This is a genomic window from Chelatococcus albus (assembly GCF_030067675.1).
Classification (GTDB): Bacteria; Pseudomonadota; Alphaproteobacteria; order Rhizobiales; family Beijerinckiaceae; genus Chelatococcus_A; species Chelatococcus_A albus.
The window spans coordinates 561,767-585,394 of the sequence record NZ_JASJEV010000001.1 but is presented as its reverse complement, the minus strand read 5'-3'; the positions used below and the strand labels follow the sequence as shown (position 1 = coordinate 585,394).

Genomic DNA, 23,628 nt, shown 5'->3' with positions numbered 1-23,628 from the left:
GGTCGCCGCGGCCCACAGCCGACACGGTGAATCGAAATTCCACCTGCGGCGCCCTCGGCAACGCTTGCTTAACCTGAATCCCGTTTTAATCGGCCGCATGGACCTTGCGTGCGTGTGGGTGGGTCGATGCGTGTTCGAGTTGAGTGCTTGCCGTCTGGCGTATTCCGGCGCGTCGCCGCTGTCGGGTTCATCGCGAGCGTCGCCGCCGGGTGCAGCTCCGACGCACTGCGTTTTGTCGACAATCCCTTTTCCAGCCCCTTCTCCTCGTCGCAGGCGGATCCGGTCGCGACCGGCAGCATCAATCGCGCCCCGACGCCCCCGGTGCAGGCGCAGCCCTTGCCCGCGCCGCAGCCCGTGCGTCCGGTCGCGAGCGCGCCGCTCCCGAACCTGTCTCCGCAGGCCGCCGCACCCGTGAGCCCCGCGCCTGTGACGGGCGGCAAGGTCGGATGGAGCGCGCAGGGCGGAACCCCGATCTTCGTCGGCACCGGCGACAGCCTTGCCTCGATCTCCAACCGCTACGGTGTTCCGGCGGCCGCGATCCTCTCCGCCAACGGCCTGTCGAACCCGGCGCAGGTGAAACCCGGCAGCCAGATCGTCATTCCGGTCTACAATGCGGCCGGCCAGCAGACGGTAGCTACCGCTCCCTCCGCGGCGCCGGCCCAGCCGCAGATGCGATTCACCCAGGGCGTGCAGCCCGCCGTTGCCAAGCCGGCCAAAGCGGAGCCCGTCGCGACGATGCCCGCGCCGGTGAAATCGCCGGGCAAGACAGCGGTGGCAGCCGCTCCCGGCGAGGCGCCGAAACCGGCGGCTGCGCCCGGCAAGCCGCCGGCGCAGCAGGCTCAGCCTCAGCCGGCCAAGCAGCCCATCGCGGAGAAGGCGCCGGCGGCGAAGGATCAGAAGGTAGCGGCCCTGTCCCCGGCGGAGCCGCAGCAGACCGCGAGCATCGCCAAGGAGGAGCCTGCCGCGGCTGCTCCGTCCGCGGCCTCGGGGCCCGAGTTCCGCTGGCCGGCCCGCGGCCGCGTCATCTCCGGGTTCAGCAAGGGCGGCAACGAGGGCATCAACATCGCCGTGCCCGAGGGCACGCCGGTGAAGGCGGCGGAGGGCGGCACCGTCGCCTATGCCGGCAACGAGTTGAAGGGCTACGGCAATCTGGTCCTCATCCGTCACGATGACGGCTGGGTGTCGGCCTATGCCCACAATGGCGAGATCACCGTCAAGCGGGGCGAGAAGGTCAAGCGCGGGCAGGTCATCGCCAGGTCGGGCCAGACCGGCAACGTCTCCTCACCGCAGCTCCACTTCGAGCTGCGTCGCGGCTCCACTCCGGTCGACCCGGTGCCGCACCTCGCCGGCATGTGAAACGGGATACGATCAGCCTCGAGACCCTGTGCTGATCGACGGGGGGCGCGGCGGCTGCAAGAGCCGTCGCGCCCTTCGCTCATCGCCGGCCGTGCGGAATCAGGCGTCGAGGCTCTTGCCGAGGCGCCCGGCGAGATCCTGCACGAACTGCCAGGCGGTGCGGCCGGACCGCGCGCCACGCGTCGTCGCCCACTCCAACGCTTCCGCGCGCAGCGCATCTCGGTCGCGCTCCAGGCCGTAGTGGGCCGCATAGCCGAAGACCATGTCGAGATACTCGTCCTGGCTGCACTTGTGGAAGCCGAGCCACAGGCCGAAGCGGTCGGACAGCGAGACTTTCTCCTCCACCGCTTCGCCCGGATTGATCGCGGTGGAGCGCTCGTTTTCCATCATGTCGCGCGGCAGGAGGTGCCGGCGGTTCGAGGTGGCGTAGAACACGACGTTGGCCGGCCGCCCCTCGATGCCGCCTTCCAGCACGGCCTTCAGCGACTTGTAGGAGGTGTCGTCCGCATCGAATGACAGGTCGTCGCAGAAGACGACGAAGCGGTGCGTGTCGGCGCGCATGATGGCCATGAGATCGGGCAGGCTCTCGATGTCCTCGCGGTGGATCTCGACGAGCTTCAGCGGCCGATAGGAGTTGCCGGCAGCGAGACGCTTGTTGGTCTCGGCGTGCACAGCCTTGACGAGGGAGGACTTGCCCATCCCGCGGGCGCCCCAGAGGAGGGCGTTGTTCGCCGGCAGGCCTCTGGCGAAGCGCTCGGTGTTCTCGGCGAGCGTGTCGCGCATGCGGTCGATACCGCGCAGCAGCACCATTTCCACGCGATTGACGCGCGGCACAGGGGTGAGGCGCGCCGGCTTCGGGTGCCAGACGAAGGCGTCGGCCACCGTCAGGTCGGGCGCCGCCGGCAGTGGGGGCGCGAGCCGCTCCAGCGCCGCGGCGATGCGCGTCAGGGCAGCCGCGACTGCATCCTGCGAGGTGGATCCGGATTCGGGAAAGGGCTCGGGCTTCGACATGTCGGCGTGCTCTCCTCGGACGCGATCCGCGCGGGGGGCGCGAGCCTCTGCTCCTTAGTGGCTCAAAGGCTTGTGGTCCATTGCAGCCAGAGCCTGCCCGCCATTTGATTTCGTCGGGCCCGTCGCTATAGTCCGCGCCACTTTCGAAACCCTACGGCGCTGCGGCCGTTGCCGACGGCGCCGCGCTTCACCGGAGGATCATCCGTGATCACGCCAGCCTTCGCCCAGGCCGCGGCACCCGCCGGCGGCGGCGATATGCTCATTCAGCTCATCCCGTTCGTTCTGATCTTCGTCATCATGTGGTTCCTGATCATTCGCCCGCAGCAAAAGCGGGTGAAGAGCCATCAGGAGATGATCAAGAACGTGCGGCGCGGCGACACAATCGTCACCTCGGGGGGGCTCGTCGGCAAGGTGTCGAAGGTCATCGACGACAACGAGCTCGAGGTCGAGATCGCAGAGGGCGTGAAGGTGCGCCTCGTGCGTGCGATGATCTCCGACGTGCGCACCAAGACAGAGCCCGTCAAGGGCTGAGGTTGCGAACCGATGCGCCGGGCCGAGGTCGCGTCCGCGATCCGACCGGTGCCGCTTCAGACAAGTTCGAGGCCGCTCCGCGATGCTGCGTTTCTCGACCGCCAAGGTCGTCTCGATCCTCCTGCTCACGCTGTTGGGCTTCCTCTTCGCTGCGCCCAACCTTCTGTCGCCCGATGCGCGCAAGGCCATCGAGGCGTCGATCCCGGCGTGGCTGCCGTCGTGGATCGTGCCGCACAAGGGCGTGGTTCTCGGCCTCGACCTGCAGGGTGGTTCGCACGTCGTGCTCGAGGTGGACGTCAACGACCTCACGCGCACCCAGGTCAATATTCTGCGCGACGACGTGCGGCGCATCCTGCGCGAGACGCGCGTGGCGCCGCAGGGCGGCATCGGTGTCATGCCGCGGGGCGTGCAGCTGCGCGTGCCGAACCAGGCGGACCGCGACAAGCTCATGCCCAAGCTGCGTGAGCTGGCCCAGCCCATCACGAATGCGGTGATCGGCCAGACCGGCCTCGCGACGATCGACGTCACGGAGGGGGCGGACGGGCTGGTGCAGCTCACGCTGACCGAGCCGGGCCTCGTCGATCGCGTCCGCCGGGCCGTCGCCCAGGCGATCGAGGTGCTGCGCCGCCGCGTCGACGCCATGGGCACGACCGAGCCGAGCATCCAGCGCCAGGGGGCCGACCGCATCCTCGTCCAGGTGCCGGGCCTGCAGGATCCGCAGCGCCTCAAGGAGATCCTCGGCAAGACGGCGAAGCTGCAGTTCCGCTTCGTCGCGGAGCCGGGCACCAGCTCGGCCGATGTCGAGATGATGCCTTCGCGCGACGCGGGCGGACAGCAAATCCCGGTCGAGCGCCGGGTCATCGTCGAGGGTGAGGACCTCGTCGATGCGCAGCCGGCCTTCAGCCAGCAGACGAACGAGCCGATCGTCAACTTCCGCTTCAACGTGCGCGGCGCCCAGCGCTTCGGCCAGGCGACCAGCGAGGGCGTGGGGCGGCGCCTTGCCATCGTGCTCGACAACGAGGTCGTCTCGGCTCCGGTCGTGCAGACGGCCATCACGGGCGGCTCCGGCCAGATCTCCGGCCGCTTCACGGTGCAGCAGGCGAACGACCTCGCCGTGCTGCTGCGCGCCGGTGCACTGCCTGCCAAGCTCACGGTGGTCGAGGAGCGCACGGTGGGGCCGGGCCTGGGGGCGGATTCGATCCAGGCGGGCAAGCTCGCGACCTATGTGGCGACCATCTTCGTCGTCCTGTTCATGTTCGCGACCTACGGCCTGTTCGGCCTCTTCGCCAACATCGCGCTCATCGTGCATGTGGTGTTCATCTTCGCCCTCATGTCCATCCTGGGGGCCACGCTCACCCTGCCCGGCATCGCCGGCATCGTGCTGACCATCGGCACGGCGGTCGATTCCAACGTGCTCATCTACGAGCGCATCCGCGAGGAGGCGCACGCCGGGCGGTCCATCGTCTCGGCCATCGAGGCGGGTTTCGAGCGCGCCTTCGCCACCATCTTCGATTCCAACAGTACGATGTTCATCGCGGCGCTGATCCTGTTCTTCCTCGGATCGGGACCCGTGCGCGGCTTCGCCGTCGTCTTCATCCTCGGCATCCTGACGACGGTGATCACGGCGGTGACGATGACGCGCATGATGATCGGGCTCTGGTACCGCTGGGCACGCCCGAAGAGCATTCCTTTCTGATCGGAGACAAGCGCGTGCGTCTGCTTCGCATCGTTCCCGACGGCACCAAGATCCGTTTCGTCCGGTTCCGCCGCTTCAGCTACCCTCTGTCGGCGCTGTTCTCGATCGCCACGGTGATCCTGTTCCTGTCCGTCGGCCTGAACTACGGCATCGACTTCAAGGGTGGCACGCTCATCGAGCTGCAGGCGAAGTCGGGCAAGGCCGACATCGCCGCCGTGCGCCAGGCCGCCCACGGCTTCGGCGAAGGCGAGGTCGAGGTGCAGGAGTTCGGCAGCGCCGGCGAATTGTCCCTGCGCGTCCCGCTGCAGCCCGGCGGCGAGGCGGCGCAGAGCGAGGTGGTGCGCAATGCCCGCGCCGCCCTCGAGGGGCAGTACGAATTCCGCCGCGTCGAGACCGTGGGACCGCGCGTGTCTGGCGAACTCGTCCAGACGGGCACCATCGGCATCGTGCTGTCGATCATCGCTGTGCTCGCCTATCTCTGGTTCCGCTTCGAGGCGCAGCTCGCGGTCGCGTCGATCATCGGCACGCTGCACGACATCGTGCTGACGATCGGCTTCTTCCTCATCACGCAGATCGAGTTCAACATGACCTCGATCGCGGCGATCCTGACCATCGTGGGTTACTCGCTCAACGAGACGGTCGTCGTCTTCGACCGCACGCGCGAGCTTCTGCGCCGGTACAAGACCCTGCCCGTCGAGGAGCTGCTCGACCTGTCGATCAACTCGACACTGTCGCGCACGGCCATGACGGCGACGACCACGGCGCTGTCGCTGCTTGCGCTCGTCTGGTTCGGCGGGCAGGCGATCCAGGGCTTCGCCCAGGTCATGCTGTTCGGCGTGCTGGTCTGCACCTATTCGGCCATGTTCATCTCCTCGCCCATCCTGATCTACATCGGCGTGCGCTTCCGGGAGGGCGAGGCGGTGGCGAAGGCCGGCGAGAAGCCCGCGCGGGTGGCGCCCTGAACGAGTGACCGGCCGGGATTGCGGCATGACGAGCGAGGGGCGGCGCTACGAGGGTTTCCTGCCGGGGCGCCACGGCATCGACGCCTATGGCAACGGCGGCTTCCGTTTCGCCGAGATGTCGCATCGCGGCTCAATGCTCGCCCTGCCGTCGGGCATGAAGGCCTGGGCCGCGACCGACGGGCGGGCGCTGACGCGTGCCGACCTCGCGGACGTGCTTGCCGAGGCGGCGATGATCGAGCTCCTCCTCGTGGGGACGGGGGAGGATCTCGTGCCGCTCTCCGAGCCCTTGCGCTGGAGCCTGCGCGAGGCGGGCATCGCCTTCGAAGTAATGCCCACCGGGGCGGCGGCGCGTACCTACAACGTCCTGCTGGCGGAGGGGCGCCGGGTGGCGGCGGCGCTCATCGCCGTCGCCTGACGCGGGCGGCGGGCGCAGCCGCCTTCGCCTGCCGGACTCGGAGCTTTGCATGACGACGAGCGACAGCCCCAGCGCTGATGGCGCCCTTGCCTGGGCCTATGCGCACTGCGAGGGGCTGGTGCGGGACGGCGATCGCGACCGGTATTTCGCCACGCTCTTCGCGCCCGCCGACAAGCGCCCGCATCTTTTCGCGATCTATGCCTTCAGCCACGAGATCGCGCGCGTGCGCGAAGTCGTCAGCGATCCGATGCCGGGCGAGGTCCGCCTGCAGTGGTGGCGCGATGCCTTGGGCCAAGGGCCCCTGGGAGGGACCGCCGCGCATCCGGTGGCGGCGGCCCTCATGGCGACCATTGCGCGGTATCGGCTGCCGGTGCAGGCGTTCCGCGATCTCGTCGACGCGCGCGTCTTCGACCTCTACGACGACCCGATGCCGAGCCTGGGTGACCTGGAGGGCTATTGCGGCGAGACCTCGTCGGCCCTCATGCGGCTCGCGAGCCTCGTGCTCGCTGACGGGGCCGATTCCGGGCCGGCGGATGCCGCCGGTCACGCAGGTGTCGCCTATGCCATCACCGGGCTCCTGCGCGCCTTTCCCTGGCATGCGGCGCGGGGGCAGCTCTACGTGCCGATGGACGTGCTCGCCCGGTCTGGCGTGACGCGCGACGACGTTGTCTCAGGGCGGGGCGGCCCGGGCCTCGCGGCCGCGCTCGGCGAGATGCGGCTGGCGGCTCGAGGCCACTACGAGCAGGCGGCCGCGCTCCTGCCAGCGTTGCCGATGGCGGTGCGCGCCGCTCTCCTGCCGCTCGCGCTCGTTCCGGCCTATCTCGCGCGGATGGAGCGGCGCGACTACGACCCCTTCCGCATGGTGGTCGACCTGCCGCAATGGCGCAAGCAGTGGATTCTCTGGCGCGCCGCGCGCCGTTTCGCCTGAGGCGCGCAGCAGGGTACGGGGATCGGCCGCTCGATCTACTCCGCGGCCGCGCGGCCTTCGCCGCCCTCGATCCAGGCGGCGAGATCGGCGCGGGCGCGGTCGGTGAGCGCACGTTTCTTGGCGAGCGTCTTCTCCTTGCCGCGCAGCCGCTTGCCGCCTTCACCCTTCGGCGCCCGCGCGAGCGGCGGGAAGAGGCCGAAGTTGACGTTCATCGGCTGATAGGACTGGGGCCCGGTGTCGATCGTCTCGATATGACCGCCGGTGATGTGGTTGAGAAGCGCACCGAGCGCCGTGGTGGCGGGTGGCGGGGAGAGGGGCCGGCCGAGCCGCTCGGCCGCGGCGAAGCGCCCGGCGATGAGACCGACCGCCGCGCTCTCCACATAGCCCTCGCAGCCGGTGACCTGGCCGGCGAAGCGCAGGCGCGGCGCGGCCTTCAGGCGCAACGTGCGGTCGAGCAGCTTGGGGGAGTTGAGGAAGGTGTTGCGGTGAAGCCCGCCGAGGCGGGCGAATTCCGCCTTCTCGAGGCCCGGGATCGTGCGGAAGATCCGCACCTGTTCGGCATATTTCAGCTTGGTCTGGAAGCCGACCATGTTGAACAGGGTGCCGAGCGCATTGTCCTGCCTGAGCTGGACGACGGCGTAGGGCTTGACGTCCGGCTGGTGCGGGTTCGTGAGGCCGACGGGCTTCATTGGCCCGTGCCGCAGCGTCTCGGGGCCGCGCTCGGCCATGACTTCGACCGGCAGGCAGGCATCGAAATAGGGCGTGTCCTTCTCCCACTCGTGGAATTCGGTCTTCTCACCGTCGAGGAGGGCGCGCACGAAGCCCTCGTACTGATCCCTCGTCAGCGGGCAGTTGATGTAGTCGGCGCCGGTACCTCCCGGGCCCGCCTTGTCGTAGCGTGACTGGGCCCAGGCGACATGCATGTCGATCGAGTCGCGATAGACGATGGGGGCAATGGCATCGAAAAAGGCGAGCGCCCGTTCGCCGGTCAGGCCGAGCACGGCCTCGGCGAGGGCCGGCGAGGTGAGGGGGCCGGTCGCGACGATGACCGAATCCCAGTCCTCGGGTGGCAGGCCGGCGATCTCGCCGCGTTCGATGGTGACGAGCGGATGGCCCGCGAGCGCGGCCGTGACGGCCTCCGAGAAGCCCTCGCGGTCGACCGCGAGAGCGCCGCCGGCGGGCACCTGGTGCGCGTCGCCCTTGGCCATGATGAGCGAGCCAAGGCGGCGCATCTCCTGATGCAGGAGGCCGACCGCATTCGTCTCGGCATCGTCGGAGCGGAATGAATTGGAGCAGACGAGCTCGGCAAGCCCCTGCGTCTTGTGCGCCGGCGTCATCACCTGCGGCCGCATCTCGTGCAGCACGACGGGAATGCCCGCCTGCGCGAGCTGCCACGCAGCTTCGGAGCCGGCGAGGCCGCCGCCGACGACGTGAACGGGTTTGTGCGTCATGCTGCTTATGTGTCCGCCGCGCCGGCGGGCGTCAAGCGGATGCGTGGACGCTCTCCGTCAGGGCAGGAAGGGTCCACGAACACGAACGCCCGCCGAAGCGGCGGGCGTTTCGATCAGGCGGCGCTGACGGGTGGGTGTCAGGCGCTGGCGTGCCGCTTCGCGACGAAGGGAATGTCCCAGCGCGAGATGCCGAGGTCGTTGAGCTCGCGGTCGGACAGACGCGACAGCTCGCGGACGGTCTCGCGGTAGCGAAGGTACGCTTTGATCTTGGCGAGAATGTAGGACACGAACATGGGGCTCTCCTATTCTTGCGGCCGGGCCGGTTCCCGTTGGCCCCGCCGAACTGGACACACATTAGTTGTTGCGGTGCAGCATATATGTGCGGCAGCGCACGCTGAGGAGCGGGAAGATCGTATGTCAGCCCCGCACGCCGTGCATAACGCGTTGGCAAACGGTTAAGAATCGAGGCACGGATCTGCCTGTTCCTTCGGCGATGCCTTGATCTCAGGGCACCCTGACGGCCTGCATTGCTGCACATGCGAAGGGTTCCGCCGGTGGGTTGCAGGGGCCGTCAGGCAGCACGAGGCCCCGGCTGCCGGTGGCTCGCCGTCAGCCGGGGGCGGGGCAGGCACGGGGCGAGGGGAGTTGGCTGCCAGCGGCGCAGGGGTACTCAAGCATGAGCGCTCTTGCTCCCGCATGCCGCGGGCGAGCGGCCGCCGGCGAGGCCGTCATTCCGCCGCTTCGGTCCTCTTGCGCAGGGGGCGGCGCGCCAGAACCTCCTTGAGATAACGGCCGGTGTAGCTCGCGGCGACCTTGCACACGTCCTCGGGCGTGCCCTGCGCCACGATGGTGCCGCCGCCGTCGCCACCTTCCGGCCCCATGTCGATGATCCAGTCGGCCGTCTTGATGACCTCGAGATTGTGCTCGATGACGACGACGGTATTGCCCTGCTCGACGAGCTCGTGCAGCACCTCCATGAGCTTGGCGACGTCGTGGAAGTGCAGCCCCGTGGTCGGCTCGTCGAGGATGTAGAGCGTGCGGCCGGTGGCGCGCTTGGAGAGCTCCTTGGACAGCTTGACGCGCTGCGCTTCGCCGCCCGACAGCGTCGTGGCCTGCTGGCCGACCTTGACGTAGTCGAGGCCGACGCGCGCGAGCGTCTCCATCTTGTCGCGGATGGCCGGCACCGCCTTGAACAGCTCCTTCGCCTCCTCGACCGTCATGTCGAGCACGTCGGCGATGGACTTCTCGCGATATTTCACTTCCAGCGTCTCGCGGTCGTAGCGCTTGCCGCGGCAGACGTCGCAGGTGACGTAGACATCCGGCAGGAAGTGCATTTCGATCTTGATGACGCCGTCGCCCTGGCAGGCCTCGCAGCGCCCGCCCTTGACGTTGAAGGAGAAGCGCCCCGGCTGGTAGCCGCGCGCCTTGGCCTCGGGCAGGCCGGCGAACCACTCGCGGATCGGCGTGAAGGCCCCGGTATAGGTGGCCGGGTTCGAGCGCGGGGTGCGGCCGATCGGCGACTGGTCGATGTCGATGACCTTGTCGAGATGTTCGAGGCCCTCGATGCGGTCGAAGGGGGCGGGGTGCTCGATGGCGCCGTTGAGGCGCCGCGCCACCGCCTTGTAGAGCGTGTCGATGATGAGGGTGGACTTGCCGCCCCCCGACACGCCGGTGATGCAGGTGAAGGTGCCGAGCGGGATCTCGACGGTGACGTCCTTCAGGTTGTTCCCGCGCGCCCCGACGAGCCTGAGCATGCGGCCCTTCTGCGGCCTGCGCCGCTTGGCCGGCACCGGTACGCTGAGCTCGCCCTTGAGATATTTGCCCGTGAGGGATTTCGGATTGGCGAGAATGTCCGCCGGCGTGCCCTGGGCGACGATGCGCCCGCCGTGGATGCCGGCGCCCGGGCCGACGTCGACCACATGGTCGGCGGTCAGGATCGCGTCCTCGTCGTGCTCGACGACGATGACCGTGTTGCCGAGGTCGCGCAGCCGCTTCAGGGTCTGCAGGAGACGGTCGTTGTCGCGCTGGTGGAGCCCGATCGACGGCTCGTCGAGCACATAGAGGACGCCCGTGAGGCCCGAGCCGATCTGGGAGGCGAGGCGGATGCGCTGGCTCTCGCCGCCCGAAAGCGTGCCGGACGACCGTGACAGGGTCAGATAGTCGAGGCCGACATCGAGGAGGAAGACGAGCCGTTCGCGGATCTCCTTCAGGATCCGGCCGGCGATCTCGTTCTGCTTCGCGGACATGTGCTGCGGCGCGGCCTCGAACCAGGCGAGCGCTTCGCGCACCGACATCTGCCCGACCTCGCCGATGTGCAGGCCGTTGATCTTGACGGCGAGCGCCTCCGGCTTGAGACGATGGCCGCCACAGGCGGCGCAGGGCGTCTCGCCCATGAAGCGGCTGATCTCCTCGCGCGCCCAGTCGCTTTCGGTCTCCTTCCAGCGGCGCTGCAGGTTGTTGACGACGCCCTCGAAGGGCTTCTTCACCTCGTAGGAGCGCAGACCGTCGTCATAGGCGAAGCGCACGGCCTCGTCGCCGGTGCCGTAGAGGATGACCTGCCGCGCCTTCTCGGGCAGGTCCGCCCAGCGGCTCGTGACGGCAAAGCCGTAGTGCCGGCCAAGCGCCTCGAGCGTCTGGCCGTAGTAGGGCGAGGTGGACTTCGCCCAGGGCGCGATGGCGCCGCCGCGGAGCGTCTGCGTCTCGTCCGGCACCACGAGGTCGGGATCGATGCGCATCTCGCTGCCCAGGCCATCGCAGGCCGGGCAGGCGCCGTGCGGGTTGTTGAAGGAGAACAGGCGCGGCTCGATCTCGGGGATGGTGAAGCCCGAGACGGGGCAGGCGAATTTGGAGGAGAAGACGGTGCGCCTGGGCGCCCCCTTCACGTCCGTCTCGTCGGCATATTCGACCACCGCGATGCCGTCGGTGAGTTCGAGCGCCGTCTCGAGGGATTCGGACAAGCGCGAGGCGATGTCGGGGCGCACCACGATGCGGTCCACCACCACGTCGATGTCGTGCTTCAGCTTCTTGTCGAGTGCCGGCGCGTCGTCGATCTCGTAATAGCTGCCGTCGATCTTCACGCGCTGGAAGCCGCGCTTCAGGAAATCGGCGAGCTCCTTGCGGTATTCGCCCTTGCGGCCGCGCACCACCGGCGCGAGGAGATAGAGGCGCGTCTTCTCCGGCAGGGCGAGCACCCGGTCGACCATCTGGCTCACCGTCTGACTCTCGATCGGCAGCCCGGTCGCCGGCGAGTAGGGCACGCCGGCGCGCGCCCAGAGCAGGCGCATGTAGTCGTAGATCTCGGTGACCGTGCCGACGGTGGAGCGCGGGTTCTTCGACGTCGTCTTCTGCTCGATGGAGATGGCGGGCGACAGGCCGTCGATCTGGTCGACGTCCGGCTTCTGCATCATCTCCAGGAACTGCCGGGCATAGGCCGACAGGGATTCCACGTAGCGCCGCTGGCCCTCGGCATAGATGGTGTCGAAGGCGAGCGAGGACTTGCCCGAGCCCGACAGACCGGTGAACACGACCAGCCGATCCCGCGGGATCACCAGGTCGATATTCTTCAGATTGTGCTCGCGCGCGCCGCGGACGGCGATGACGCGCGCGTCGGCGTCGGCTTCATGTCCGCGGTCGAACAGATCGTCGATCGATGCCATGGCTCACTTCTGTGGTCGTTCGTCCGCCGGCAGGCGCGAGACGATCGCTCTTATGCCCGCCCTGCTGACAACTGTTGACATGAGAGTGCGGCGACTTGTGCGCGGCGAGTCGTCACGATAAGAACATATCGGGAACATAAAACCAAGCAACTGTGGACAATGGAGCCCTGCTCGGCTCCTGCAGGTTTCGACGTCCGGGGGCAGTCTGGTTTAAGGTTCGGCACGGCAGCAGGAGGTCGGCATGTCCGGTAGCGTGAACAAGGTCATTCTGGTCGGCAATCTCGGGCGCGACCCCGAGACACGGCGGCTGAATTCGGGCGAGCCGGTCGTCAACCTGCGCATCGCCACGTCGGAAACCTGGCGCGACAAGGCCTCCGGCGAAAGGCGCGAGCGCACCGAGTGGCACAACGTCGTGATCTTCAACGAGAACCTGGCGCGCGTCGCCGAGCAGTATCTGAAGAAGGGTTCGAAGGTCTATATCGAAGGCCAGCTCCAGACGCGCAAGTGGCAGGACAAGGACGGCCAGGAGCGCTACACGACGGAGGTCGTGCTGCAGCGCTTCCGCGGCGAGCTCACCATCCTCGACAGCCGCAACGGCGGCGGCGATCTCGCCGGGGAGGAGGAGGGCGGATCCCTCGGCTACAGCGGCGGTCGTGGCGGCGACTTCGGCCGCTCCTCGCCGATGGAGCGGCGGCCGGCCGCCGCTTCCGGCGGTTCGAAATTCCCGAACGACCTCGACGACGACATTCCGTTCTGAGCCTCAGCCGCCGCGACGGCGCCCCCGGGGCGCGGGGCGCTGCATTGCGCCGACTATCTTTTCGCCCCTCCAGCCGTGACATATAAGCGTTGCGTGCCCGTGGGCGGCGCTTCCGCGGCACCGCGGCTGCGGCCGTTCAGGTCGCCTTCAGCCGATGGTGCTATCCAATGGCGTCGATGTCGCGCGGAGGGGGGAGCCCGACGGGCGGCATCGTGCCGCCGGATGGATGCGAAGGGCGCGGCGGCACAGGGCGGTCCTGTTCGGCCGGTTCGGACGCGTCTGGCAGGACCTGGGAAGAGCGCGGGCTTTCGGCGCCGTAGCCGGGCCGTGTTCGGTGGTCTGGAACAGGAAACAAGGCAATGGCGGTGTGCGAACTGGCCGTCGAGGAGGATCTCGACGAGGCATCGATGGTCGAGGGGCTGTCGCGCTGGATCCTGGCGGAGAGCCCCACGCGGGAGACCGCGGCGGTCAATCGCATGCTCGACCTCGTGGCCCAGGAATTCGACGGGCTGCCGGTGGGACTGGAGCGTCTGCCGGGCAGGAACGGCCTCGGTGACACGCTCGTCGTGCGCGCCGGTCCGCAGCGCGATGCGCGCGGCATTCTCGTCATGTCGCATGTCGATACCGTGCATCCGCTCGGCACCATCGACGGCCCGCTGCCGCTGCGCCGCGACGGCGACCGTCTCTACGGGCCCGGTGTCTACGACATGAAGGGCGGCGCCTTTCTCGCCCTGCAGGCCTTCAAGCGCGTGGCGGCGCGCGACGGCGCGCGGCTGCCCATGACCTTCCTCTTCACGCCCGACGAGGAGATCGGCAGCCCGACGACGCGCGAGCTGATCGAGGACGAGGCGCGGCGTGCGGCCTTCGCGCTCGTCACCGAACCGGCGCGCGACGGCGGCAAGATCGTCACCGCGCGCAAGGGCGTCGGGCGCTTCGAGGTGCATGTCACGGGCCGCCCGGCGCATTCGGGCGCGCGCCACCAGGACGGGCGCAGCGCCATCCGCGAGGCCGCGCGCCAGATCCTCGCCGTCGAGGGGCTGACGGACTATGCGCGCGGCATCACGACGACGGTCGGACTCATGTCGGGCGGCACTGCTCCCAACGTCATTCCGCACCACGCCTATTTCTCGGTCGACCTGCGCGTGACGAATGTCGCCGACGGCGAGGCGGCGGCGGCCGCGATCCTGGCGCTGAAGGCGGTCGACCCGGACGTGAAGGTGAGCGTGACGGGCGGCATGAACCGCCCGCCCTATACCAAGACGCCGGAGATCGAGCAGCTGCTTGTCCATGCCCAGGGCCTCGCCCGCGATATCGGCTTCGAGCTCGAGGACTCGCCGATGACGGGCGGTGGTGCAGACGGCAATTTCACCGCCGCGCTCGGCGTGCCGACACTCGATGGCCTCGGCATCGACGGCGACGGTGCGCATACGCTGCACGAATACGGGCTCATCTCGTCGCTCGTGCCGCGCGCGCGCCTGATGGAGCGCCTGCTCGAGACGCTCGCCTGATCCGCGTCCGAAGGGCTCGCCTGCACATGCCGCCGCGCCTCGAGGCGCGGCGATTTTTTATTGTCGGGCGCTGTCAGCCTCGCGCGATGGCCAGCGCGCCGTCGATGACGAACTGGACGGCGAGCGCCGCGAGGATGACGCCGAGGAGGCGGGTCAGGACGATGTTGCCCGTTGTGCCGAGGAGGCGCGAGATGGGCTGTGCCAGGAAGAAGACGACGAGGCAGGAGAGGAGCCCCGCCGCGACGGTGGCGAGGAGGATGCCGAGCTTCCAGGGGTCGCCCGCGGCGCGTCCGGCGAGCAGGATCGTGGCCGTGATGGCGCCGGGGCCCGCGAGCAGCGGGATGGCGAGGGGGAAGGCCGCCACATTGTGAATGTGATCCTTGGTGATGGCCGTCTCCGCCGTCTCCGCCTTCCTGGCTGTGCGCAGCTCGAAGACCATCTCGAAGGCGATCCAGAAGAGCAGCAGGCCGCCGGCGATGCGGAAGGCCGGCAGACCGATGCCGAGCGCGGCGAGCAGCGCATCGCCGCCGAAGCCGAAGAAGGCCATGATGCCGAAGGCGATGAGACAGGCGCGTACGGCAACCGCCCGCCGCTGCGCCGCCGTCATGCCGCGCGTGACGCTCAGGAAGATCGGGGCGAGGCCGGGCGGGTCCAGCGTGACGAGGAGCGTCACCAGCGTCGAGGCCAGAAAGTCGAGCACCGGCCACCCCCTCCCACAACGCGTCGGCCTGCGGGCATGATGCCGCGTCGTGCAGGCGGCGGGAAGGGCATGCGTCGCCAATGGCCCCGTTGCCACAAGCCCGGCGGGGCAAGACTGCCATCCGTCCCCGTCGCGCGCGCCGACGGCCGGTGATCGCGGGCGGGGGCGTGGGGCGAGAAGCCTTCCGACGCAGCCGGTGGTCGAGTCGCCGATGCGGCGCCGATTGGGCGGGATCGGGCCGAGACCGCACGGCCGCGAAATGACGCGCCGGCCCAAGTATCTGGCACGGCTCATGAATCGTCGGTGCGCCGGGGCGTCTGGACTATGGCCTTTTGCGCCGAGATGGGCTAGACCGAAACCTCCCCTTCGACCCCGTCGTACGAACGACTCCGGACGAGAAACTTGGCGAACGACGACGACAAGCCGACGGCCGGCTCCGGCCATCCCGGCACCGACATCAAGCCCGTCTCCATCACCGACGAGATGAAGCGCAGCTATCTCGATTACGCCATGAGCGTGATCGTGAGCCGCGCCCTGCCGGACGTGCGCGACGGCCTGAAGCCGGTGCACCGGCGCATTCTCTTCTCGATGAACGAGAACGGCTACACGCCGGACAAGCCCTACCGCAAGTCGGCGCGCATCGTCGGCGACGTCATCGGTAAGTACCACCCGCACGGCGACCAGTCGATCTACGACGCCCTCGTGCGCATGGCGCAGGACTTCTCCATGCGCCTGCCGCTCGTCGACGGGCAGGGCAATTTCGGCTCGGTCGACGGGGATCCGCCGGCGGCCATGCGGTACACCGAGTCGCGCCTCGCCAAGGCGGCGATGCAACTCCTCGAGGACATCGACAAGGATACCGTCGATTTCCAGGACAACTACGACAACACCGAGAAGGAGCCGTCGGTCCTGCCGGCGCGCTTCCCGAACCTTCTCGTGAACGGCGCCGGTGGCATCGCCGTCGGCATGGCGACCAACATCCCGCCCCACAATCTCGGCGAGATCGTCGACGCCTGCGTTGCCTATATCGACAATCCCGAGATCGGGCTCGACGAGCTGATCGAGATCGTCCCAGGCCCCGATTTTCCGACCGCCGGCGCCATTCTCGGGCGGGCCGGCATCCGCTCGGCCTATGCCACCGGGCGCGGCTCCATCGTGATGCGCGCCAAGAGCACGGTGGAGGAGATTCGCAAGGACCGCGAGGCGATCATCGTCACCGAGATCCCGTATCAGGTGAACAAGGCCTCGCTCATCGAGAAGATCGCCGAGCTCGTCCGCGACAAGCGCATCGAGGGCATCGCCGACCTGCGCGACGAATCCGACCGCGACGGCATGCGCATCGTCATCGAGCTGAAGCGTGATGCGGTGGCCGACGTCGTGCTGAACCAGCTCTACCGCTACACGCCGATGCAGACGACCTTCGGCGCCAATTTGGTGGCGCTGAACGGCGGGCGGCCCGAGCTCCTTGCCCTTTCCGACATGATCCGCGCCTTCGTCGACTTCCGCGAGGAGGTCGTGTCGCGGCGCACCAAGTTCCTGCTCGGCAAGGCACGCGATCGCGCCCACGTGCTCGTCGGCCTCGCGATCGCAGTGGCGAACATTGACGAGGTCATCCACCTCATCCGCACGGCGCCCGATCCGAACGCTGCGCGCGAGGCGCTGATGGCGCGCGCCTGGCCGGCGCGGGACGTGGCGCCGCTGATCGCGCTCATCGACGATCCGCGCCACCGCGTGAACGAGGACGGGACCTACCACCTGTCCGAAACGCAGGCCCGCGCCATCCTCGACCTGCGCCTGCAGCGGCTCACCGCGCTCGGTCGCGACGAGGTGGCGGAGGAGCTCAACAAGCTCGCCGCGGAGATCGCGGACTATCTCGACATCCTGCGTTCGCGCGTGCGCATCCTCGGCATCGTCAAGGACGAACTCGGTGCGGTGAAGGCTGCCTTCGCGATGCCGCGCCGCACCGAGATCCTCGATTGGGCGGCGGACGTCGAGGACGAGGACCTGATCCAGCGCGAGGACATGGTGGTCACCGTGTCCCACGCCGGCTACATCAAGCGCGTGCCGCTCACGACCTACCGGGCGCAGCGGCGCGGCGGCAAGGGACGCTCCGGCATGCAGACGCGCGACGAGGATTTCGTCACGCGCCTCTTCGTCGCCAACACGCATACGCCGGTGCTGTTCTTCTCCTCGCACGGCCAGGTCTACAAGGAGAAGGTCTGGCGCCTGCCGCTCGCGGCTCCCAACGCGCGCGGCAAGGCCCTCGTCAACATGCTGCCGCTCGAACAGGGCGAGCGCATCACCACGATCATGCCGTTGCCGGAGGACGAGGCCAGCTGGGGGACGCTCGACGTGATGTTCGCCACGAAGAGCGGCAGCGTGCGGCGCAACAAGCTGTCCGACTTCGTGCAGGTGAACCGCGCCGGCAAGATCGCGATGAAGCTCGACGAGGGCGACGCCATCGTCGACGTGCAGATCTGCACCGAGCACGACGACGTGCTGCTGACGACGGCCGGCGGGCAGTGCATCCGCTTCGCGGTGCCGGAGGTGCGCGTCTTCAAGGGACGCGATTCCACCGGCGTTCGCGGCATCAACCTCGCCAGCGGCGACAGCGTGATCTCGATGGCGATCCTGCGCCACGTGGAGGCCACCGCCGACGAACGTGCGGCCTATCTCAGGCTCGCGAGCGCGGCGCGGCGAGCCGTCACCGGCGAGGCGAACGGGGAGGGCGCCGAGGAGACGGCTGCCGCCGAGGCCGACGCCGAGGTGACGAGCGAGATCGCGCTCGGCCAGGACAGATACGCCGCCCTCGGCGCGGCGGAGCAGTTCGTGCTCACGCTCTCGGCCAATGGCTACGGCAAGCGCACGTCGGCCTACGAGTACCGCGTCACCGGACGCGGCGGCAAAGGCATCGTCGCCATGGCGGTGAACGAGCGCAACGGCGCGCTCGTCGCCTCCTTCCCCGTGGAGCACACGGACCAGATCATGCTGGTCACGGACGGCGGCCAGCTCATCCGTTGCCCGGTCGACGGCATCCGCGTCGTCGGGCGTGCCACGCAGGGCGTCATCATCTTCAACACAGCCGATGACGAGCACGTCGTTTCCGTGGAGCGCATCAGCGAGGAGGGCGACGACGAAGACGGCGGCGAGGCAGAGGCCTGAGCCGCGCGCCCTGCGCCACCCCGTCATGGCCCTCTCCGACGGGAGGGGGCCACCGCCCGCAAATTGCCCTTCCCGAGGCGACCGGTTAAGGCTTGAGCATGACGCGCACCGCCCTCTACGCCGGCTCGTTCGATCCCGTCACCAACGGGCATCTGGACGTCATCCGCAACGCCTGCCGGTTCGCGGACAGGCTCGTGCTCGCCATCGGCATCCACCCCGGCAAGGCGCCGCTGTTCACCGCCGAGGAGCGGGCCGATATGCTCAACGAGGCCTGCACGCCGATCGCGAGGGAAACGAACACCGCCCTCGACGTCATCACCTTCGACGATCTCGCCGTGCACGCGGCGCGCCGCGCCGGGGCCACGCTGTTCATCCGCGGGCTGCGCGACGGCACCGACCTCGACTACGAGATGCAGATGGCGGGCATGAACGAGGTGATGGCGCCCGACGTGCAGACCGTGTTTCTGCCGGCCTCCCCCATGGTGCGCCCCATCACCGCCACGCTCGTGCGCCAGATAGCGGCGATGGGCGGCGACATCTCGCGCTTCGTGCCGGGCGCAGTCGCCGCCCGGCTTCGGGAAAAATTCGCGCGCCGCTGAGGCGGTGCGACATTCCGTGGAGAAGGACATTCCATGCAGCGTTTGACGATCGCGCTCGCCCTCGGTGCCGCCCTGGCGGCGGCCGCCGTCGCCCCGGCGATGGCCCAGGCTGCGAAGGCCGACCCGCAGAACACGATCTACCTCGATACCAAGGATGGTCGCGTCACCATCCACCTGAGGCCGGATCTCGCGCCGAAACACGCCGAGCAGATCAAGACGCTGACGAAGCGCGGCTTCTACGACGGCGTCGGCTTCCATCGTGTGATCGAAGGCTTCATGGCCCAGACGGGCGACCCCACGGGGACGGGCACCGGCAAGTCCGATCTGCCGAACCTGCCCGCCGAGTTCTCACGGGAGCCCTTCAAGCGCGGCACGGTCGGCATGGCGCGCGCGAGCGACCCGAACTCGGCCAATTCACAGTTCTTCATCATGTTTGCCGAGGGCTCGTTCCTGAACGGCCAGTACACTGTCATCGGCGAGGTGACTTCCGGCATGGAGGTGGTGGACAAGATCAAGAAGGGGGACAAGGCCGCCAACGGCATGGTCAAGAATCCCGACAAGATCGTGAAGATGCAGCTCGCGGCCGACGCGAAGTAAGAGAGGCTTCGTCATCTCATGTCCGCCGTCCGGCGACGGCGCGGGATGGCGCGAGTGACCAGGAGAGACAGAGATGGCGACCGATCCCGAAAACACGATCATCATGGAGACGACCAAGGGCCGCGTCGTCATCGAGCTGCGCCCCGATCTCGCCCCCAGGCATGTCGAGCGCATCAAGGAGCTCGCGCGTCGCGGCTTTTACGACGGCATCGTCTTCCACCGCGTGATCGAGGGCTTCATGGCGCAGTGCGGCTGTCCGCACGGCACCGGCACCGGCGGCTCGGACCTGCCGGACCTCCAGGCCGAGTTCAACACCGAGCCGCATGTGCGTGGCACCTGCTCCATGGCGCGCACGCAATATCCGCATTCGGCCAATTCGCAGTTCTTCATCTGTTTCGACGACGCCCGCTTCCTCGACCGGCAGTACACGGTGTGGGGCAAGGTGGTGGAAGGCATGGAGAATGTCGACAAGGTCAAGCGCGGCGAGCCCGTGCGCGATCCCGACAGCATCATCTCCATGCGCGTGGCCGCGGACGTCGCCTGAGACGCGCCGCCGGCACCTGCAGCGCTGCAACGGTGTGAGCGCGCCGCCCGCCCGGGCCGGCGGCGTCGCCGTCCCCCGCCGGGGCCGCGATTCTCGTCGACCCGGCTACCGGATGGCCGCGCATCGGCATGCGCCCCCGCCGGACTGCGCGGGACGCAGCATCGAGCGCCGGCGAACCCGCGGGCGGTTGACCCGACGCGGCCGGTCACGCCAAAAGCGTGCCGTCATCAATCCCGATAGGCCATGCGCGTCGACCTCTTCGATTTCCACCTGCCCGAGGACCGCATCGCCCTGCGCCCGGTGCATCCGCGCGACGCAGCGCGGATGCTCGTCGTGCGGCCTGACGCCACGCCCCGGCTCGACGACCGCGTCGTACGCGATCTGCCGGATCTGCTCGCGCCCGGGGACGTGCTGGTGCTCAACGACACCCGCGTCATTCCCGCGCGGCTCGTCGGCCTGCGGGCCCGCGGGGAGAACGTTTCGCGCATCGAGGTGACATTGCACAAGCGCGAGGCGGCAGACCGGTGGCGCGCCTTCGCGCGGCCCGCGAAGCGGCTCGGGGTCGGCGACCGCATCCGCTTCGGCGAGGATGCCGAAAGCACGGCCTGCCTCCTGGGGGCCCTCGACGCCGAGGTGGAGGAGCGGGGCGAGGCCGGTGAGGTGATGCTGCGCTTCGCCTTTGCGGGCCCGGTGCTCGACGAGGCCATCGCGCGCATCGGCCACATGCCGCTGCCGCCCTACATCGCCTCGAAACGCGCGGACGACGCGGCGGATCTGCATGACTATCAGACGGTCTATGCGCGCCACGAGGGCGCCGTCGCCGCGCCGACCGCGGGCCTGCATTTCACGGACGACCTGTTCCGCCGCCTCGAGGCGCGGGGCATCGGGTGCCGCTTCGTCACCCTGCACGTGGGAGCCGGCACCTTCCTGCCGGTGAAGGGCGAGGACACGTCCGAGCACAAGATGCATGCCGAATGGGGCATGATCGACGCCGCCACGGCCGAGGTGCTGAACGCGGCGCGCGCGAGCGGCGGACGCATCGTCGCCGTCGGCACCACCAGCCTGCGCCTCCTCGAAAGCGCCGCGCGACCCGACGGCAGCTTCGCGGCCTGGAGCGGCGACACCGACATCTTCATCACGCCAGGCTATCGCTTCCGGGCCGTCGACGTGCTGATGACGAATTTCCATCTGCCGCGCTCGACGCTGTTCATGCTCGTCTGCGCCTTCTGCGGCATCGATGTCATGACGCAGGCCTACGGCCACGCGATCGACAACGGCTATCGCTTCTATTCCTATGGGGACGCGGGGCTCCTGTTCCGCGCCCCGGGCGAAGGCGGGCAGCCCGACGGGATCCCCATATCAGGGTGAATTGGTTCATAGGATCAATGACTTATCAGACAATCCGGCCTAACGGATAGGAGTTGTCCGCCGAGCCGGGTCGCCAGGGGCCATGCATGAGCGAGCGCTTCACCTTTTCCCTCGTCAGGACGGACGGCACGGCCCGCACCGGCGAGATCCGCATGCCGCGCGGCGTCATCCGCACACCGGCCTTCATGCCCGTTGGCACGGCGGCGACGGTCAAGGCGATGTATCCCGAGCAGGTGAAGGCGCTCGGCGCCGACGTGGTGCTCGGCAACACCTACCACCTGATGCTGCGCCCGGGGGCGGAGCGCGTGGCCGCGCTCGGCGGACTGCACCGCTTCATGAACTGGCCCTATCCGATCCTCACGGATTCCGGCGGGTTCCAGGTCATGTCGCTGGCCCAGCTGCGCAAGATCGACGAGACGGGCGTCACCTTCCAGTCGCATCTGGACGGCTCGACCTACGAACTCACGCCGGAGCGGTCGATCGAGATCCAGGGCCTGCTCGGCGCCGACATCCAGATGCAGCTCGACGAATGCGTGCGACTGCCCTGTTCGGATGAGGAGGCCGAGCGGGCGATGCGGCTGTCGCTGCGCTGGGCGGAGCGATGCCGGGTGGCTTTCGGCGAGCAGCCGGAACGGGCGGTGTTCGGCATCGTCCAGGGCGGGGCGGTGGAGCGCCTGCGCGTCGAGAGCGCCAGGGCGCTCGTCGACATGGATCTGAAGGGCTACGCCGTCGGCGGGCTCGCCGTGGGCGAGCCGCAGAACGTCATGCTGCGCATGCTCGACGTCGTCGTGCCGGAGCTGCCCGCAAACAAGCCGCGCTATCTCATGGGCGTCGGTACGCCGGACGATATCGTCGAGGCGGTGCGGCGTGGCATCGACATGTTCGACTGCGTGATGCCGACCCGTGCCGGGCGTCACGGCCTCGCCTACACGCGGTTCGGCAAGGTCAATCTGCGCAATGCGAAGCATGCGGAAGATCCCCGGCCGCTCGACCCGGACTCGGGTTGCGTTGCGGCCAATACCTACTCCCGCGCCTATCTGCACCATCTCGTGAAGGCCGGCGAGATCCTCGGGATGATGCTGCTCACCTGGAACAATCTCGCCTACTACCAGGACCTGATGGCGGGCTTGCGCAAAGCCATCGCCGAGGGACGTCTGGACGACTTCATCGCCGAGACGAAGCAGGGCTGGGCGCGCGGGGAGGACGGGCAAGGGGAGCCCGCTACGCTCGTTCACTCGGCATCTTGATGAGGATGCAGCCGGCGACGGCCCATGCGCCTTCCACGCGCTCGAGCTGGAAGATGGCGAGCCAGCCGTCGCCCTCCTCGTCGACGATGCGTACACTCTGGAGCGCTCCCTGGTCGACCTCGCGATAGTTCGCGAAGAAGACGAGCTTCGGGCGATAGACGGCGTGGTAATTGAGCCGCACCATCATGAGGAACGTGTCGGGATCGCTGAATCGCTCGCGAATTCCCGGCGAGGCGAGGGAAAAGGCTGCCGCGGCGTCGTCCCGCTGGAAGGCTGCGATCTGCGCCTCGATGAGGAGCCGCACGTCCTCTCGATCCGCCGATTGCGCCGGTGTCGGGCAGGTCTGAACGGCGACAAGCGCCGGGATCGTAGCGGCGATGTCCAGGATGGGGGCACGCATGGCGGCCTCCCGCGCACTCTCGTGGAGAAAATTATCTCCATGAGAGAATATAGTCCGATCTCTCGGCCGTTTTCAGATCCGCTCAAGACTTCGTTACGCCGGCAGGCTGGGCAGGCGTACGGTCACGACATTGGCGACCCGCCAGACGCCGTCCTCGCCGCGATCCATCAGGAAGAGGGCGATCCACGGCTCTCCGCGCTCGTCGACCAGATTGAGCAGTTGCGCCAGACCATAGGACGTGTGGCGCAGGTCTCCGAAGGAGACGATCTGCGGCCGTGCGATGACCGGAAACTGCTCGTGGATCATGCGCATGAAGCTTTCGCTGTCCGCGAACTGCTGCCGCAGCTGGGGGGCGGCAGCGGCGAAGGCGGCCTGCGCGTCGTCGCGCTGCAAGGCGGTCATCTGCTGTTCGATGGCAACCCGAACGGCGAGGCTGTCGGCCTGTTCCATCGCGCTCGCGGGCGAGACCGCGAGGGCGATCGTGAGGGGAAGAGCAAGGCCGCGCATCGTCGTTCGTCCTTTGCAGGCAGCGCCTCACCGGCAGCCGACAATGCGATGCTACGTCTTCGGCCTGCGGCCGGAGGTGCGCGCCAGCACCTCCAGTAAACCTCCAGGCGGCCCGGGTGTTCCACGGGCTTGATTACCTCGGGTGATCTAAACACGCTCCGGCTTGGCTTGCCGCGGCCTGCGCCACGGCGCATGTCGCGACATCGTGACCATGTTCGCCACGCGGTCCGCCC

At 68.5% G+C, this 23,628-nt stretch carries 21 protein-coding genes; 14 read left to right on the top strand and 7 right to left on the bottom strand.

The window, feature by feature from the left end:
• Window positions 1-411 precede the first annotated feature (411 nt).
• Window positions 412-1,356: a M23 family metallopeptidase gene (locus QNA08_RS02600; protein ID WP_283739102.1), complete on the top strand. Its 945-nt coding sequence runs from the start codon at window positions 412-414 to the stop codon at window positions 1,354-1,356.
• A gap of 99 nt (window positions 1,357-1,455) precedes the next feature.
• Here QNA08_RS02600 and QNA08_RS02595 read toward each other — a convergent pair whose 3' ends face one another.
• Window positions 1,456-2,367: an ATP-binding protein gene (locus QNA08_RS02595; protein WP_283739101.1), complete on the bottom strand. Its 912-nt coding sequence runs from the start codon at window positions 2,365-2,367 to the stop codon at window positions 1,456-1,458.
• Between the two features lie 255 nt (window positions 2,368-2,622).
• Between QNA08_RS02595 and yajC the strand changes: the two genes are divergently transcribed.
• The 5 genes from yajC to QNA08_RS02570 all read left to right on the top strand — a co-directional run bounded on the left by yajC (window position 2,623) and on the right by QNA08_RS02570 (window position 6,899).
• Window positions 2,623-2,898, top strand: a complete 276-nt coding sequence (yajC, locus tag QNA08_RS02590; RefSeq protein ID WP_283739312.1) for a preprotein translocase subunit YajC — start codon at window positions 2,623-2,625, stop codon at window positions 2,896-2,898.
• Between the two features lie 82 nt (window positions 2,899-2,980).
• The gene (secD, locus tag QNA08_RS02585; protein ID WP_283739100.1) at window positions 2,981-4,594 is read left to right on the top strand and encodes a protein translocase subunit SecD; all 1,614 of its coding nucleotides are present in this window, start codon (window positions 2,981-2,983) and stop codon (window positions 4,592-4,594) included.
• A gap of 14 nt (window positions 4,595-4,608) precedes the next feature.
• Window positions 4,609-5,556: a protein translocase subunit SecF gene (gene secF / locus QNA08_RS02580; protein WP_283739099.1), complete on the top strand. Its 948-nt coding sequence runs from the start codon at window positions 4,609-4,611 to the stop codon at window positions 5,554-5,556.
• A gap of 25 nt (window positions 5,557-5,581) precedes the next feature.
• Window positions 5,582-5,971 (top strand): Mth938-like domain-containing protein, encoded by a 390-nt coding sequence (locus tag QNA08_RS02575; protein ID WP_283739098.1) that lies wholly within the window; start codon window positions 5,582-5,584, stop codon window positions 5,969-5,971.
• Between the two features lie 49 nt (window positions 5,972-6,020).
• Complete coding sequence (locus QNA08_RS02570; RefSeq protein ID WP_283739097.1) at window positions 6,021-6,899, top strand: phytoene/squalene synthase family protein; 879 nt, start codon at window positions 6,021-6,023, stop codon at window positions 6,897-6,899.
• Between the two features lie 35 nt (window positions 6,900-6,934).
• Here the strand turns inward: QNA08_RS02570 and trmFO are convergent, their stop codons facing one another.
• From trmFO to uvrA, 3 genes are all read right to left on the bottom strand, one after another.
• Window positions 6,935-8,350 (bottom strand): methylenetetrahydrofolate--tRNA-(uracil(54)-C(5))-methyltransferase (FADH(2)-oxidizing) TrmFO, encoded by a 1,416-nt coding sequence (trmFO, locus tag QNA08_RS02565; protein WP_283739096.1) that lies wholly within the window; start codon window positions 8,348-8,350, stop codon window positions 6,935-6,937.
• Window positions 8,351-8,487: 137 nt separating this feature from the next.
• The gene (locus tag QNA08_RS02560) at window positions 8,488-8,643 is read right to left on the bottom strand and encodes a DUF1127 domain-containing protein (protein ID WP_283739095.1); all 156 of its coding nucleotides are present in this window, start codon (window positions 8,641-8,643) and stop codon (window positions 8,488-8,490) included.
• A gap of 435 nt (window positions 8,644-9,078) precedes the next feature.
• Window positions 9,079-12,006: an excinuclease ABC subunit UvrA gene (gene uvrA / locus QNA08_RS02555; protein ID WP_283739094.1), complete on the bottom strand. Its 2,928-nt coding sequence runs from the start codon at window positions 12,004-12,006 to the stop codon at window positions 9,079-9,081.
• A gap of 241 nt (window positions 12,007-12,247) precedes the next feature.
• On the opposite strand from uvrA, the gene ssb reads away from it, so the two are divergent.
• Entirely contained in the window at window positions 12,248-12,763 is a 516-nt protein-coding gene (gene ssb, locus QNA08_RS02550; protein ID WP_283739093.1) for a single-stranded DNA-binding protein, read from the top strand.
• A gap of 359 nt (window positions 12,764-13,122) precedes the next feature.
• A complete protein-coding gene (locus QNA08_RS02545) occupies window positions 13,123-14,271 on the top strand; it encodes a M20 family metallopeptidase (RefSeq protein WP_283739092.1) in 1,149 nt (382 codons plus the stop codon).
• 73 nt (window positions 14,272-14,344) lie between these two features.
• Here QNA08_RS02545 and QNA08_RS02540 read toward each other — a convergent pair whose 3' ends face one another.
• Window positions 14,345-14,971 (bottom strand): MarC family protein, encoded by a 627-nt coding sequence (locus tag QNA08_RS02540; RefSeq protein ID WP_283739091.1) that lies wholly within the window; start codon window positions 14,969-14,971, stop codon window positions 14,345-14,347.
• Between the two features lie 402 nt (window positions 14,972-15,373).
• Here QNA08_RS02540 and gyrA point away from each other — a divergent pair, with 402 nt between their 5' ends.
• From gyrA to tgt, 6 genes are all read left to right on the top strand, one after another.
• Window positions 15,374-18,133 carry a DNA gyrase subunit A gene (gene gyrA, locus QNA08_RS02535; protein ID WP_283739090.1) on the top strand — a complete coding sequence of 920 codons (2,760 nt, stop codon included), beginning with the start codon at window positions 15,374-15,376 and terminating at the stop codon, window positions 18,131-18,133.
• 98 nt (window positions 18,134-18,231) lie between these two features.
• Window positions 18,232-18,732, top strand: coding sequence for a pantetheine-phosphate adenylyltransferase (gene coaD, locus QNA08_RS02530; protein WP_283739089.1), 501 nt, complete (start codon window positions 18,232-18,234; stop codon window positions 18,730-18,732).
• Window positions 18,733-18,765: 33 nt separating this feature from the next.
• Complete coding sequence (locus tag QNA08_RS02525; RefSeq protein ID WP_283739088.1) at window positions 18,766-19,329, top strand: peptidylprolyl isomerase; 564 nt, start codon at window positions 18,766-18,768, stop codon at window positions 19,327-19,329.
• Window positions 19,330-19,402: 73 nt separating this feature from the next.
• Window positions 19,403-19,873: a peptidylprolyl isomerase gene (locus QNA08_RS02520; protein ID WP_283739087.1), complete on the top strand. Its 471-nt coding sequence runs from the start codon at window positions 19,403-19,405 to the stop codon at window positions 19,871-19,873.
• Between the two features lie 243 nt (window positions 19,874-20,116).
• On the top strand, window positions 20,117-21,241 hold the full coding sequence (gene queA / locus QNA08_RS02515) for a tRNA preQ1(34) S-adenosylmethionine ribosyltransferase-isomerase QueA (RefSeq protein WP_283739086.1): 1,125 nt from the start codon (window positions 20,117-20,119) through the stop codon (window positions 21,239-21,241).
• Window positions 21,242-21,327: 86 nt separating this feature from the next.
• Complete coding sequence (gene tgt, locus QNA08_RS02510) at window positions 21,328-22,488, top strand: tRNA guanosine(34) transglycosylase Tgt (RefSeq protein ID WP_283739085.1); 1,161 nt, start codon at window positions 21,328-21,330, stop codon at window positions 22,486-22,488.
• Here tgt and QNA08_RS02505 read toward each other — a convergent pair.
• Complete coding sequence (locus QNA08_RS02505; RefSeq protein ID WP_283739084.1) at window positions 22,463-22,888, bottom strand: DUF4864 domain-containing protein; 426 nt, start codon at window positions 22,886-22,888, stop codon at window positions 22,463-22,465. The genes tgt and QNA08_RS02505 overlap by 26 nt on opposite strands.
• Before the next feature lie 93 nt (window positions 22,889-22,981).
• Window positions 22,982-23,395: a DUF4864 domain-containing protein gene (locus QNA08_RS02500; RefSeq protein WP_283739083.1), complete on the bottom strand. Its 414-nt coding sequence runs from the start codon at window positions 23,393-23,395 to the stop codon at window positions 22,982-22,984.
• Between the last annotated feature and the right edge of the window lie 233 nt (window positions 23,396-23,628).